4 protein-coding genes are annotated in these 15,695 nt (G+C 72.3%); all 4 read right to left on the bottom strand.

The window, feature by feature from the left end:
• Positions 1-2 precede the first annotated feature (2 nt).
• The 4 genes from AC0AIB_RS04495 to sbnA are packed head-to-tail and all read right to left on the bottom strand — an operon-like array spanning position 3 to position 15,605.
• Positions 3-7,154 carry an amino acid adenylation domain-containing protein gene (locus tag AC0AIB_RS04495; RefSeq protein ID WP_465096071.1) on the bottom strand — a complete coding sequence of 2,384 codons (7,152 nt, stop codon included), beginning with the start codon at positions 7,152-7,154 and terminating at the stop codon, positions 3-5.
• The gene (locus AC0AIB_RS04490; protein WP_465096103.1) at positions 7,151-13,582 is read right to left on the bottom strand and encodes an amino acid adenylation domain-containing protein; all 6,432 of its coding nucleotides are present in this window, start codon (positions 13,580-13,582) and stop codon (positions 7,151-7,153) included. Before AC0AIB_RS04490 ends, AC0AIB_RS04495 begins: the two co-directional genes overlap by 4 nt.
• A gap of 8 nt (positions 13,583-13,590) precedes the next feature.
• A complete protein-coding gene (gene sbnB / locus AC0AIB_RS04485; RefSeq protein WP_328345693.1) occupies positions 13,591-14,601 on the bottom strand; it encodes a 2,3-diaminopropionate biosynthesis protein SbnB in 1,011 nt (336 codons plus the stop codon).
• Positions 14,595-15,605: a 2,3-diaminopropionate biosynthesis protein SbnA gene (sbnA, locus tag AC0AIB_RS04480; RefSeq protein ID WP_328345692.1), complete on the bottom strand. Its 1,011-nt coding sequence runs from the start codon at positions 15,603-15,605 to the stop codon at positions 14,595-14,597. The genes sbnB and sbnA overlap by 7 nt, the downstream gene beginning before the upstream one ends.
• Between the last annotated feature and the right edge of the window lie 90 nt (positions 15,606-15,695).

Below are 15,695 nucleotides of genomic sequence, written 5' to 3'. Positions count from 1 at the left end.
GTTCACCGTCGCCCGGCCGGCGTGTCGATCAGCGTCGTCACGATGTGGGCGAGGTCCGCCACGTACTCCTTCATGACCGAGAAATGCTCACCCTTCATCCGGTGGACCGCCACCTCGCCGGTCCGTTCCCGCCACCGCTGCAGGTAGTCGTCGAAGCTCTGCCCGGAGCTGACGACCTCGTGCGCGCCCAGCGCCAGTTCGTCGCTGACGATCAGGTCCAGGTGACCGGCGTACGGGCGGTCACGGTAGGACAGCACCATCTCCATGACCTCCTCCCACATCCGCGCGGCGGGCAGCCACATCGTCCCCGCGCCGCGCTCGGGCAGGGTGATGCCGTCGTTGCCGACGATGTCGTCCACGATGTGTTCGAGCAGCGCCAGGGTCTCCTGCCGGAGCACCGAGGTGTCCTCGTCCGGCGGTGCCGCGTCGAGCCGCTCCAGGTTCGTCACGCACTTCCTGATCAGGGCGTACTCGTCCCAGAGGTGCTCCTTCTGCCAGGCGTCCTGCCCCGGGTCGAGCAGGATGAAGGTGACCTCCTCGCCGTCGTCCGCCAGCCGGGTGGCCATCTCGCTGCTCACCCCGCCGCCGCCACACCAGCTGAAGATCCGGTACGGCCCGTGCGGGACGTCCGCCCGCAGCTCCGCGACGTAGCGGGCCGCCATCTCCTCGGTGGACGGGACCGCGCCGGTCGACGGGTCACGGCCCGGCCATTCGAACGCGACCACCGGCAGGTCCGGGTCGAGGTGCTCGGCCAGCCGCCGGTACCAGTGCGCGCTGCCGCCGCCGGGATGCACGCACACCAGCGGGGGCTTGTCACCGGTACGGCGCAGCCAGAGCAACGCCGTGGCCGGCGACCGGTGGCGATCGATCGACTCGGCGAGCGCTGCGAGCGTGCGGTGCTCGACGAAGGACCGCACGGTCGTCTCGATGCCGTGCCGGTCCCGCAGCATCGCGATCGCCCGCAACGTCAGCAGCGAGTGCCCACCGAGGTCGAAGAAGTCGTCGTCCCGGCCGACCCGGGGCAGGTGGAACAGATCGGTCCAGACCTCCGCCACCGCCAGTTCCGTCGGCGTACGCGGTGCGCTGTACTCCCGTGCCGACGTGCCCGCCACCGGCCGGGGCAGCGCGGCCCGGTCGAGCTTGCCGTTGTTGTTCAACGGAAGCCGGTCCAGGCGCACCCAGGCCGTCGGGACCAGGAAGCCGGGCACCCGGCTCCGCATCAGGTCACCGAGCCGGGCGGGGTCGGTGGGGCCGTCCTCGTCGAGGACGACGTAGCCGACGAGCTGCTTGATCCCGTCGACACCCTGGTACGCCGCCGCCGCGGCGGCCCGCACCGGGGGCAGCTCGGCGAGCGCGACCTCCACCTCGCCCAACTCGACGCGGTGCCCGCGGATCTTCACCTGGTGATCGCGCCGCCCGACGAAGCGGAGCGTGCCGTCCGGGTCCTGGCGGACGATGTCCCCGGTGCGGTAGAGCCGGTTACCCGGCGAGTCCCCGGACGGGTCCGGTACGAAGCGTTCGGCGGTCAGGTCCGGCCGGCCCTGGTATCCCCGGGCGACGCCCGGCCCGCCCAACAGCAGCTCACCCGGCACACCGAACGGAACCGGATCGAGGTTCTCGTCGACGACCTGCACGCAGGTGTGGTTGATCGGTTTCCCGATCGGGATGGCATCGGTGACCGCGGGCAGCGGAATCCGTGGGTGGACGGTGGCGAACGTGGTGCTCTCGGTCGGGCCGTACCCGTTGCTGACCACCACGCCGTGCGCCATCGCCGTACGCACGTGCAGCGGAGACAGCACCTCACCACCGACCACCACCTCGCGTACCCCGGCCAGCGCCTGCGGCCGGACGTCCAGGATGGTGGTGAAGAGGCCGGTGGGCAGGCACAGCACGGTCACCCCGTGCCGGCGCAGGATCTCCTCGAGCTCGGCTGCGGTGGGCGTCTCCGGGGCGACGACCAGTCGTGCCCCGTTGCACAGCGCGCCCCAGACCTCGAACGTCGACGCGTCGAAGGCGAGCGTGCCGGCCTGCAGCAGGACCTGGTCGGCGTCCAGCCGCACGTAGTCCTGGCCGTGCACCAGCCGTACGACGCCCCGGTGCGGGACCAGCACGCCCTTCGGACGCCCGGTGGACCCGGACGTGTACGTGATGTAGGCGAGGTTCTCCGGGGACAGGGCCACCGGTGGCGCGCTGGTCGGCAGGCTGCTGTGCGACCACCAGCCGGGGTCCAGGCTCAGCGTGGTCAGCCCGGCGCGGGTCGCGAAACGGTGGGCATGGCCCGGCCCGCTCAGCAGGATCCGGGTGCCGGAGTCGTCGAGGAGGTACCCGATGCGGTCGTCCGGGTACTTCGGGTCGAGCGGCAGGTAGCAGGCACCGGCCTTGAGGATGCCGAGCAGCGCGACCACCGCGTCGATCCCGCGGTCCATGCACACCGCGACCGGCGTCTCCGGGCCGGCGCCCTGCTCACGAAGCGCCCACGCCAGCTGGTTGGCCCGGGCGTCGAGCTCGCCGTAGGTCAGGCGCGACTCGCCGCACTCGAGCGCGACGGCGTCCGGCCGGGCATGTGCCTGGGTGGTGAACAGGTCGGTGACGCAGACCTCGGGCAGCGCGGGCCAGTCCCGCTGCGGCACGGTGAACCGGTGTGCCGGGGTCCCGCCGAGGTCCACCGGACCGGCGCCGTCGTCGGCGACCATCGCGGCGAGCATCGCGAGGAAGGTCTCCCCCAGGGCGGTCAGCCGCTCCTGCGTCGCCCAGCCGGCCCGGCACTCCAGTCGCAGCTCACCCGGGAAGGTCAAGGTGACCAGGGTGAACTCGTTGGGGCTGTCGTCGACGACCGCGCCGAACACGTCCTGCTGCGCGTCGAGCACGTGGAAGTCGAGATAGGAGAAGATGGCGCTGACCAGTGGCGTGCCGCCGCCCCAGCTCTGTTGCATCGCGGGGATCGGGTAGCGCCGGTGCGGCCAGACGGCGAGCTCCTCGGCGAACACGGCGCGCACGAGGTCGCGCCACCGGGGCGTACGCAGGTCCACCGCGAACGGCACGGTGTTGAGGTACATCCCCATGACCTCGTCGCCGCGTAGCAACTCGGGTCGGCCGTTGACCACCAGACCGCTGAAGAACCGCCGCTGGCCGGTGATGACGCCGAGCATCGCGAGGTGCGCGGTGTGCAGCACGGCCTTGAGTGAGGTCTGCGTCCGGGCGGCCAGCTGCCGTAGCTGCGGTTCGAGATGCCGCCAGGACATCCGCAGCTCCGGCACCGCGCCGTGGCCGGCCGGGGCGGTGTCCGCCGGCAGGGCGACCCGGTCGTGGTCACCGACGCGGTCCCGCCAGAACCCCTGGTCCGCCCCGGAGGACAGCGACCGCCGTTCCCACCTGACGAAGTCGGCGTAGCGCCCCGGGGGCGGGGGCTTCAGCGCGTCGGTGTCGGAGTCCCGGATCGCCCGGTAGGTGTCCCGCAGCTCACCGATGAGGGAGTGGTGGCTCCAGCCGTCCAGGATGGCGTGACACTCCGTGTGGGTCAGCACCCACGTCCGCTCCCCGGTGCGGTGCACGTGCCAGCGCAGCTGCGGTGCGTGGTCGACGGGCAGCCTCGTCGAGTGCATCGTGTGCCGGTACCGCGCCAGGACGTCCTGCTGTTCGGCCTCCGGGAGCCCGCGCAGGTCGTCGAAGCCGATCTCGACCCGCGCGCTGGCGTGGACGAGTTGCATGGGCTCGGAGTAGCCGGACATGTCGAAGGTGGTACGCAGGATCTCGTGCCGGTCGACCAGCCACTGCCCGGCGTCGCGCAACGCGGCCAGGGAGAACGGGCCGTCGTCGACGATGTCGAAGCTCGTGACGTTCTGGTAAGCCGGGTGCGAGTCGTCGACGAGCATCTCGTACACCATGCCGGCCTGCACCTGGCCCATCGGGTAGGCGTCGACGAGGCCGTCGGGGAGCCGTTCGCGGTCGGCCGGGCCGATCTGCTCGAACGGGCCGACCAGCGGGTCGTCCGCACCGGTCGCCGGCCGGTCGGCGAGCGTCGCCAGCTGCGCCGCGGTCTGGTGGGTGAAGATGTCCTGCACCGACAGGTCCAGCCCCGCGCGGCGCAGGGCCCCGATCGCGCGGATCGCGCGGATGGAGTCGCCGCCGATGTCGAAGAACCGGTCGTGCACACCGACCCGGGCGACGCCCACCGCCGCACCGAGTGCGTCGGCGACGACGCCTTCGGCGGCGGTACGGGGGGCGACGTACTCTCCGGCCGCTCCGCCGCGACCGGACGTCGGGGCGGGCAGCGCACGGCGGTCCGTCTTCCCGCTGGTGGTCAGGGGCAGCGCGGGGAGCAGCTGCCAGTGGCTCGGGATCATCGCCTCGGGCAGCCGACGGCGCAGGAACGACGCCACCTCGCCCACCTCGACGCCCGTCCCCCGGGCGACGAGGTAGCCGACGAGCTGGCCGTCGTGCACCGTGACGGCGACCGCGGACACGCCCGGATGCTCGGCCGCCACCGCCTCGATCTCGCCGAGTTCCACGCGGTGCCCGCGGATCTTCACCTGGTCGTCGAGCCGGCCGAGGTAGTCGATGCGGCCGTCCGGCAGGTACCTCGCGAGGTCACCGGTGCGGTACAGCCGCCCACCGCCGGCCTCGTCGAACGGGTCGGGAACGAACCGCTGCGCCGTGAGCGCCGGGCGGTGGAGGTAGCCGCGGGCCAGCTGCACACCGCCCAGCAGCAGCTCACCCGGTACGCCGATCGGGACCGGTCGCAGGTTCCCGTCGACGATGTAGGTGCGCGTGTTGGCGATCGGCCTGCCGATCGTGACCGGCGTGCCGGGCTCGCACCGGGCCGCGGTGACGTCGACGGCCGCCTCGGTCGGCCCGTAGAGGTTGTCCAGCCGGCCACCGATCCGCTCGTGGGCGGCGGCGGCCAGGTCGGCGGGGAGCGCCTCGCCGCTGCAGATCAGCCGGCGCACCGACGGCAACGGCCCGGACGACTCGGCCAGGAACACCCGGAGCATGGACGGTACGAAGTGCAGGGTGGTGATCTGTTCGGTGGCGACCAGTCCGGCCAGGTAGTGCGGGTCGCGGTGGCCGTCGGGCCGGGCGACCACCAGGGTGGCCCCGGTGGTCAGCGGCCAGAAGAACTCCCACACCGAGACGTCGAAGCTGTACGGGGTCTTCTGCAACACCCGGTCGGTGGCGTCCAGCCGGTACGCGTCCTGCATCCACCGCAGCCGGTTGACTATCGCGCGGTGCGTGACCACGACCCCCTTGGGCTGGCCGGTCGAGCCGGACGTGTAGATCACGTACGCGGGGTGGTCCGGCCCCGCCGGGACCGCCCCCGCCGGCACCGGCCCGGTGTCGGAGACGACCGGTTCGTCGTCGGTGAGCACGATCGTGGCACCGGCGTCGGCGCACATGTAGTCACGGCGCTCGGCCGGGTGGTCCGGGTCCAGCGGCAGGTAGGCGCCGCCGGCCTTCTGGATCGCCAGCAGGGCCACCACCAGCCCGACGCCGCGGCGACGGCACACTCCGACGATCGACTCCGGCCCGACGCCCGCGTCGACCAGGTACCGCGCCAGCCGGTCGGCCCGCCGGTCCAGCTCGGCGTAGGTGACGTCCTCGCCCTCGAAGCGGACGGCGACGGCGTCCGGGGTACGGCCCGCCTGCCGCGCGAACAGCTCCGGCAGGGTGCCGGTCCCGTACGCCACGTCGGTCTCGTTCCACCTGCCCAGCACCAGCCGCCGCTCCGCCGGTGGGGACTCGGCCAACCGGCTGATCGGGGCGTCCGGCCGGCGCGCGACGTTGCCGACGAGGGCGGTGAAGTGGGCCGCGAACCGCTCGACGGTGTCCCGGTCGAACAGCGCGGTGGCGTAGTTCAGGAACCCGGTGAGGGTGCCGTCGGGCTGGTCGACGACCACAAGCGTCAGGTCGAACTTGGCGTCGCTCTCACCGACCGGCAGCTCCTCGGCGCGCAGCCCGCCGACGTGGCGGGCCCCGGACTCCCCGCCGGCCCACAGGAACATGGTCGAGAACAGCGGGGTCCGGGACGCGTCGCGTACCGGGGCCAGCTCGTCCACCAGCCGTTCGAACGGGAGTTCCTGGTGGGCGTACGCGCCGAGCGCCATCTCCTTCACCCGCCGCAGGACCTCGGGGAAGGACGGGTCGCCGGACAGGTCGACGCGCAGGACCAGCGTGTTGAGGAACAGCCCGATCAGGTCCTGCACCTCGGCCCGGTCGCGACAGGCCACCGGGGTGCCGACCGTGACGTCGTCGCTCCGGCCGAACCGGCCGAGCAGGATCGCGTACCCGGCCAGCAGCACCATGAACGACGTCGCGCCGGCCCGGCGGGCGAGCTCGTGCAGGGCGCGGGCGTCCGACGCGGGCACCGCGAACGGGACCACGTCGCAGGCGCTGTCCCGGACCTGCGGGCGCGGCCGGTCGAGTGGCAGCTCCACCGGGGTGGCACCGGCAAGCGCCTGCCGCCAGTAGGCGAGCTGACGGTCCAGCATGGCGCCGGACAGCACGCCGCGCTGCCAGCCGGCGAAGTCGGCGTACTGCACAGGCAGTGGTGCCAGCGGGGACGGTCCGCCGGTCAGCGCGGCCCGGTACAGCTGGTCCAGCTCACGCCACAGCACCTGCTCGGACCAGCCGTCGAAGGCGATGTGGTGCAGGGTCACGACAAGCGCGTGCTCCTCGTCGGCCAGCCGCGCGAGGGTTCCGGTCAGCACCGGCCCGGTCGCGAGGTCGACGGGTGCCCGGTCGTGGGTCAGCCAGCCGGCGATCCGCTCGTCCTGCGCGGCGGTGTCGAGACCACGCAGGTCCACCTCGTGCAGCGTGGCCGGCTGCGGAGCGTCGATCAGCTGGCACGGCTCACCGTCGACCACCACATAGCGGGTGCGCAGCACCTCGTGCCTGGCCACGATCCCGTCCAGCGCCGCCCGCAGCGCCTCGGGCTCCAGCGGCCCGAACAGCCGAAGGCCCGCGCTGACCAGGTATTCCGTGCCACCCGGCCGGACCTGGTCGAGAATCCACAGCCGGCGCTGCGCGAACGACGACGCGGGCGGCGTCCCGCGCGGCACCCGGGCGATCCCTTCGTCGGGCGCGGCGGTCGCGGCACCTGCGAGCCTGCGCCGAAGCAACTCCGCGCGCAGACCGGCTCGATCGATTGTCTCAGTCACAGGGCACCATCCCGGGAAAGCAGTTCACTGAGCTGGGCGTCGGTCAGCTCGTCGAGTTCCGCCGCGATCAGGTCGGTCACCACCACGGCCAACTCCGCCACGGTGGTCGCGTCGAACAGGCTGCGCAGCGGGACCTCGACGGCGAGGGCCGCCCGCAGCCGGGCCAGGACCCGGGTGGCCAGCAGCGAGTGCCCGCCAAGTCCGAAGAAGTCGTCGTCGACGCCGATCCGGTCGACGCCGAGGATGTCGGACCAGATCGCGGCGATGGTCTCCTCCGCCGGGTTGCGCGGTGCCACGTACCCGCGGGCGCCGTCGAGCTGGAGTGGTGTCGGATCGGGCAACGCCGCCCGGTCGACCTTCTTGCTCGGTGACAGCGGCAGGGCCGCGACGGTGACCCAGGCCGACGGGATCATGTACGAGGGCAGCGACTCCCGCAGGTAGGCCCGCAGCTCGTCGAGGTCGGGCCCGGTGTCGTGGGGCCACTCGAGGTAGGCGACGAGCCGCTTGTCGCCGGGCCCGACGTCCTTCGCGACGACGACGGCCGCGGACACCGCGGGGTGCGTGGCCAACGCGGCTTCGATCTCGGCGAGTTCGATCCGGAAACCACGGATCTTCACCTGGGTGTCGAGCCGGCCGAGGAACTCGACGGTGCCGTCAGGCCGGTGCCGGACCAGGTCACCGCTGCGGTAGAGGCGCGCTCCCGGTTCGGTCCCGAACGGGTCGGGCACGAACCGTTCCGCCGTCAGCTCGGGCCGCCGGTGGTAGCCGCGCGCCAGCCGTACGCCGCCGATGCACAGCTCGCCGGGAACCCCGACCGGAAGCGGACGCAGCCCCGCGTCGAGCACGTACACCCGGGTACCGGCGACCGCGCGGCCGATGTGCAGGGTGGCCGTGCCGCGCTCGTCGGCGAGGTCGCCCGACACCGGGTTGAGCATGCAGGTGACGCTCGCCTCGGTGGGCCCGTAGTTGCAGAGGAACCGGCCGGGCAGGCCGGTCGCCGCCCAGCGTTGGGCGTCGGCGACGGTCACCACGTCCGAGCCGACGTTCATGAGCTTCAACCCGGCGAGCCGGTCCACACCGGACTCCAGCATCTCCCGGTAGTACGCCGGGGTGATCTCCATGATCGTCACGCCGTACTGCTCCAGCTTGGGCGGCAGCTCGCTCGGCGTCCAGAAGACCGGGTCGCTCACCACGAGTGTGGCGCCGGCGGCCAGGGTGGCGCCGATCTGGTCCATGGCGACGTCGAAGGTGAGCGCCGAGAGCAGGACGACCCGCTCCCCGGGGTGGATGCCGTAGTAGTCGGCGATGACCCGGCAGTGGTGCGCGTACGACCGGTGCGAGATCATCACACCCTTCGGGCGGCCGGTCGACCCGGAGGTGTAGATGATGTACGCGAGGTTGTCCGGAACCGTCACCGGCGCCGGGTCGGCCGAGGACCGGGCAACCGCCCGGTCCTCGTCGTCGTCGACGACGAGCACCGGGCGCTCGTGCCCGGCGAACCGGTCGGCGAACCCGCCCGTGGTCACCACCAGGTGCGCCCCGGCGTCGGCGAGCATGTAGCGCAGGCGCTCCGGCGGATGCTCCGGGTCGAACGGCGCGTACACCCCGCCGGCCCTGAGCACCGCCAGCAGCACCACGACCGGCGCGAACCCGCGTTCGAGGCAGGAGCCGACGACGACCTCCGGGCCGACGCCCATCGCCCGCAGGCGGTGCGCGAGCGCGTTGACCCGCGCGTCGAGCCCGGCGAACCCGAGCCGCTCGGCACCGAACACCACAGCTGTCGCGTCCGGGGTCCGGGCCACCCACCGTGCGAACAGCTCCGGTACCGAGAGGTGCCGTTCGTCGGGCGGGTCGAGCAGGTCCAACCGGTGCGCGTCGGGGTCCGGCCACCGGTGCGCGATGGTGTGGCGTTCGTCGGCCGACAGTAGATCGAGGTCGCCGATCCGGGCGTGCGGGTCGGCGGTCATGCCGCTCAGCAGGCGTAGGTACTGGCGGGCGAGGCGTTCGACCGTCGCGCGGTCGAACAGCGCCGTGGCGTACTCGAACCAGCATTCCAACCGGCCGTCCGGCTGCTCCATCACGGACAGGGTCAGGTCGAACTTCGCCACCGCCACGCCACTGTCCAGGCCGACCGCGGTGCACCCGGCGAGGGTGGCCGCCGAGGTACCGGTGGTGTGCTGTACCTCGAACATGATCTGGAACAGCGGGTTGCGGGACAGGTCGCGGTCCGGTTGCAGGGCGTCGACGAGGTGTTCGAACGGCACCTCCTGGTGGGCGAACGCCTTCAGGGTGGTCCGGCGGACCCGGTCGATCAGGTCGAGGGAGGTCGGCTCGCCGCCCAGGTCGACCCGGACCACGAGGTTGTTGACGAAGAAGCCGACCAAGTCCTCGCTCTCCGGCCGGGTCCGGCCGGCGACCGGGGTGCCGATCGCGATGTCGGTGCGGCCGGTGTGGCGGCCCAGCACCACGTCGAACGCGGCGAGCAGCACCATGAACAGGGTGGCACCGGTGCGGTTGCCCAGCTCCCGTGCCGCCGCCGCGGTGGCCTGCGGAACGTCGACGATCAGCAGTTCACCGCTGAGGTCACGCCCGGGTTGGCGGGGCCGGTCGGGGGTCAGTTCCACAGGCACGAGCCCGGCGAGCTGGGCCCGCCAGTACTCGATCTGGCTGCCGATGGTGCCGTCGGCCTGCCGGTCGCGCTGCCAGGCGGCGACGTCGGCGTACTGCACCGGGAGCGGCTGCGGCGACCACGGGGTGCCGGCGAGGCCCGCCGCATATGCCTCGTTCAGCTCACGCAGGAAGATGCCCAGCGACCAGTTGTCGAAGGCGATGTGGTGCAGGGTGACCGCGACCAGGTGCTCGTCGACCGCCGTGTGCACGACGGTGACCCGCAGCGGGCGCTCGGCGGTGAGGTCGAACGGCCTGGCGCTCGCCGCCCCGATGATCGCCCTGGCCCGCGGCGCGGCATCCGCGGTGCCGGTCAGGTCCACCACGTCGAAGGCCACCGGGCCGGGCGGATCCACGAGCTGCAGCGGGACACCGTTGTCGGCGACGTAGCGGGTGCGCAGCACCTCGTGCCGGGCGCTGACCTGCTCCACCGCGCGGTGCAGGATCGCGGTGTCCAGCGCCCCGGTGAGCTGGTACACCATCGGGATCAGGTATTCCGCACTGCCCGGTTCGAGCTGGTCCAGGAACCACAGCCGCTGCTGACCGAACGAGGTCGGCAGGGCGCCGGTACGCGGCACCGGCACGATCTGCGGCCCGCTGTCGGGGGTCGTGCCCGCGTCGATCGCCGCGGCGACCCGCTCCACGGTCCGGCCGTCGAACAGGGTGGCCACCGTCAGTTCCAGCCCGAACCTGCGGCGCAGCCGGTGCGCGAGCCGGATCGCCAGCAGCGAGTGCCCACCCAACGCGAAGAAGTCGTCCGCCACACCGACCCGCTCGACCCCGGTCAGCTCGCCCATGACCGTGGCGACGGCCCGCTCGGTGGGCGTTCGCGGCGCGACGTGACCGGGGTCGTCGTCGCGCGGCCGGCTGTCGGGGGCAGGCAGCGCGGACCGGTCGACCTTCCCGTTGGGCAGCGACGGAAGCTCGGCCAGCGCGACGATGGCGGCGGGAACCATCGCGGCGGGCAGTCGGGTGGCGAGGAATCCGGACAGCTCGTCGGGCTCCACCGTCGCCCCGGCGGCCGGCACCACGTAGCCGGCGAGCTCCAGGTCACCGGCGGTGGACCGGTAGGAGGTGACCACGGCCGCCGCGACCGACGGATGCGCCCGGAGCGCGGCCTCCACCTCACCGGGTTCGACGCGTACCCCCCGCACCTTGACCTGCGCGTCGAGCCGGCCGACGAACTCCAGCGTGCCGTCGGCACGCCACCTGACGAGATCCCCGGTGCGGTACCACCGCTGACCCGGCCGGCCGGCGAACGGGTTCGGGGTGAACCGCTCGGCGGCGAGGTCGCCGCGCCCGGCATAGCCACGGGCGAGGCCGACGCCGCCGACGCACAGCTCGCCGGGTACGCCGACGGGGGTGAGCCGGTCGGCGGAGTCCACCACGTACAGGTCGACGCCGGGCAGCGCGACGCCGATCGGGACCGTGCCGTCCGTCGCCCCGCGCTCGTAGCGCCACGCGGTCGCGTCGATCGAACACTCGGTCGGGCCGTAGGTGTTGTACAGCTCCACCTCGAGCACCCCGAGGAGTCGCTCGCACAGGTCGGTCGGCAGCGGCTCACCGGCGGAGCACACCAGCCGCAGTGCGCCGCACGCGGCCAGTTCCGGCTCGTCCACCACTGTCCGCAGCACGGACGGGACGAGCTGCACCACGGTGATCCGGTGCGCTGCGAGCGCACCGACCAGCACGGCGGTGTCGCGGTGCGCGTCCGGCGGCGCCATCACCGCGGCACCGCCGGACACCAGCGGCGCCAGGAACTCCCACATCGAGGCGTCGAACCCGATCGTCGTCTTCTGCAGGACGCGGTCGGTAGCGGTCAGCTGGTGCTGGCGCACCGCCCACAGCACCCGGTTGCGGATCCCGCCGTGGGTGATCACGACGCCCTTGGGCTGGCCTGTGGAGCCGGACGTGTACATGACGTAGGCGGCGTTCGCGGCGTCGAGCGCCACCGGGGGCGGTGGTGCGGCGCGGGCGATGTCGTCCCACTGCTCGTCGAGCACCGTCACCGGCACCCGCCGTGGGATTCGTCGTCGCAGCGCCGTCTCGGTGAGCACCAGGTCGACGCCGGCGTTGTCGATCATGAACTCCAGGCGGTCGGCCGGCAGGTCGGGGGCGAGCGGGACGTAGACCGCACCGGCCACGAGCGTCCCGAGCAGCGCGACCACGACATCGGTGCCGCGGTGCATGGCGACGCCGACGGCCGTCTCCACGCCGACACCACGGGTGTGCAGGAAGCCGGCCAGGCCGTCCGCCCGGCACATCAGCTCGGCGTAGGTCAGCTCGACGTCACCACAGACCACTGCCACCGCGTCCGGCGTGGCCTCCGCCTGGGCCCGGAACAGGTGCGGCAGCAACGCGTCGGTCGCCTCGTGCGGCCCGGGGTTCCCGCCGAGCAGCCGCCGCTGTTCCCCGGCCGTCACGGTCGGCACGTCCCGCAGCGGTGCCTCCGGCGCCGCCGCGAGGTTCTCCAGGAGCGCCAGGTAGTTGTCGGCCATCCGCTGGATCCGGCCCCGGTCGAAGAGCGCGGTGGGATAGGTCATCCGGCCGACCCACGATCCGTCCGGCTCCTCGACCAGTTGCAGCGACATGTCGAAGGTGGCGCTGAGCACCGGGGTCGGCACCCAGTCGACCTCGATGCCGGGCAGCCGCAGCGGCTCCCCCTGGCCGTTGAGGAGCGCGAACCCGACCTGGAAGAGGGGGTTACGGGACAGGCTCCGGTCCGGCGCCAGTTCGGCGGCGAGCCGTTGCAGGGGCACGTCCTTGTGGGCGAAGGCGTCCAGGGCCGTCTCACGGACGCGGCCGAGCAGCTCGACGAAGGTGGGATCGCCTGCCAGCTCGGTCCGCAGCACCACAGTCTGGGCGAGCGAACCGATCAACGGCTCCAGCTCGACCCGGTTCCGCCCACTTGTCGACACCCCGACACCGAAATCGAGCTGGTCGGCGTAACGGCTGATCAGGAGCTGGTAGACGGCCAGGAACACCATGAACGGGGTCGCCCGGGCGGCGCGTCCCACGGCGAGGATCCGGGCCGCCGACGACGCCGGCACCACGAACGCCACCACGTCGCCGGCCGGCTCCCAGACGGCGGGGCGCTGCCGGTCCGTCGGCAGCTCCAGTGGGGTCAGTCCGGCCAGTCGCGCACGCCAGTAGTCCAGTTGCCGCAGGAGCGCCGCGTCGTCGGCGCTCCACCGGCTCCGCTGCCAGTCGGCGAAGTCGGCGTACTGGAGCTCCAACGGCGGCAACGGCTCCGGCGGTGGCTCCTCGCCCCGGGCGTGGGCCGCGTAGAGCACACCCAGCTCCCTGGCGAGGACGCCCAGCGACGGGCCGTCGAAGGCGATGTGGTGCACCACGATCAGCAGGATCGCCTCACGCGGGGAAAGCTGGACGACTGTCAACCGCCAGGGCGCGGCGGTGCGCAGGTCGATGGCTGTGGTCACCGCGACCTCGCCGACCTCCCGTACCCGCCGATCCTGTTCCTCCGCCGGATATCCGCTGAGGTCCACCACCGTGAGGTCGGCCGGTGCCGGTTCCTCGATGATCTGCACCGGCTGTCCGTCGACCGTCGCATAGCGGGTACGCAGGATCTCGTGCCGGCCGACGATCTCGGAGAAGGCCGCCGTCAGCGCCTCCCGGTCCAGCGGCCCGCGCAGCCGGAATCCCCAGTGCAGCAGGTACTCCTGCGCGCCGGACCGGACCTGGTCGAGGAACCACAGCTGCTCCTGCTCGAACGACAGTCGGAACTGGTTGCCGGTTTCCAGGATGTCGGTCATGCGCGCACCTGCTGCTCCGTCGGTAGGAAGTTCGCCAGGGTGGTGCCCAGGCCGCGGGCCGATGCCGCAGCCCGGACCAGGTCGGCCACCGCCAGGTCCAGGCAGCCGAGGCCGAACGGGGAGAACACCGTCACGGCGTCGTCGCTCCTGACGTACCGCTTACCGGTCAGCAGGATCTCGCCCAGCGAGGACGAGATGAAGTCGCGGTGGCCGGCTTCCTGCTGGGCGAGGTCCAACGACGTCGCGGCCCGACAGACGTGGTCCGCGTCGTCGACGATGTTCACGCTGGAACGGATGGAGTCGGTGGTGAGGTCGCGCAACGACAGGTGCAGCACCAGCGTCCCCGGTCGGCAGTGCTCGGTGCCCAGGTGCGGGGCGCTCGCCGTCGTCGCCAGGCAGACGAGTCGGTGGCGGGCCAGGGCGTCGGCCGCGCTCGGCGCCACGTCGACAGTCAACGTCGGCCAGACCGAGAGCGCCTCGGCGGCGAACGACCGCGCCCGTTCGGCGCTCAGGTCGTACAACGTCACGGTGTCCAGCGCCGGTAGTACGGCCCGCAGATACCTCAGCACCTCGAAGCCGATCGGGCCGCAGCCGACGAGGGTCACCGCGGTTTCCGGGCGGGACGAGGAGAGGGTCGCCGCCGCCAGAGCGGCGCTCGCGGCCGTCCGTCCGGCCGAGATCGCCGACGCTTCGAGGACCGCCTCCGGCACCCCGGTGTGCACCGAGTTCAGGATCATCACGGCCGATGCCCGGTGCATCCCCCGGCCCAGGTTGCCGGGGAAGGACGACACCCACTTCACCCCGCAGGTCGGCGTCGCACCACCCAGGAAGGCCGGTAGCGCGATGATCCGTTCGCGCTCCCCGTCCGGGAAGCGGAGGAAGACCGACTGCGGTACCCGCGTGCGGCCCTGAGCGTGCGACCGGTACGCCGCGTCCACCGCGGACACCACCTCGTGCTCGGCCCCGTCGAGGACGGCGCGGACCTCACCCGCCCCGAGGATCAACATGGCGCCACCTGCACGTCGGGCTTGTTCCACAGATGCGCCACGTCACCGAAGTACGTCATGACCCAGTCGTCGTCGTAGATGGTGTCCAGGTACCGTTCGCCGCCGTCGGGGAAGACCATCGCGCAGGTGGCCCCGGGCCTGATCTGGTCGCGCATCTGCTCCAGACCGGCCACCACGGCGCCCGACGAGCCACCGACGAGGATCGCCTCGCGGGCGGCCAGTCGACGGCAGGCCGCGATCGCGTCCACGTCGTCGACCCGGACCACGACGTCGGCCAGGTCGCTGCCGTACAGCTTCGGACGCACCGATGCGCCGTGGCCGGGAAGCATCCGCCACCCGACCGCCGGACCGAAGATCGCACTGCCCGACGCGTCCACCGCCACGAGGGTCACCGGCAACTGGTGCGTCCTGATGTACTCGGCGCACCCCCGCAGGGTGCCGCAGGAACTCGTGGCGCAGAACAGGTAGTCGACCTCGGGCAGGGCCGCCACGATCTCCCGTACGGTCGTGTGGTGTGCCCGCGGGTTGAGCGGGTTCGAGTACTGGTCCGGGCAGTACGCGTCGTCGATCGTCGCGACGAGTTCCCGGACCCGCCGGATGCGGACGGGCAGGTATTCACCGGTGGCCGGGTCGACGTCGGTGACCACCTCGACCTGCGCGCCGAGGGCACGCATGACGTCGATGTTGTGCCGGTTGGTACGCGGGTCGACCACGCAGATGAAGCGGATGCCGTAATATCCGCAGACCTGCGCGAGCCCGATTCCGAGATTGCCGGAGCTGGATTCGACCACCACCGACCGTCCGGGTACGAGTCGCCCGTCGCGGATGCGCTCTCGCAGCATCTCCAGCGCCGAGCGGTCCTTGATGCTGCCGCCGGGGTTGTGCGATTCCAATTTGGCGAACATCCGGAACGGACTACGTGGGTCGAGCTTCACCAGCTCGACGATCGGTGTCGCGCCGATTGTCGCCAGCACTCCTGACCCCGGGGGTGTCTGTTCGGTCATAGAGCCGCTCCTCGAATTGCATCCGCTCCGCGATGCGCCTGCCATGAGACTCCTCCGCACCACCGAGACAGTGCAGGGAAGAACGTGCAG

Source organism: Micromonospora sp. DSM 43699 (assembly GCF_055517075.1).
This window is presented reverse-complemented; position numbering and strand designations above follow the sequence as displayed.

Bases quoted from the DNA above. Each gene is read 5' to 3' on its own strand.
- sbnA (WP_328345692.1), bottom strand. From the start codon at position 15,605: ATGACCGAACAGACACCCCCGGGGTCAGGAGTGCTGGCGACAATCGGC.
- sbnB (WP_328345693.1), bottom strand. From the start codon at position 14,601: ATGTTGATCCTCGGGGCGGGTGAGGTCCGCGCCGTCCTCGACGGGGCC.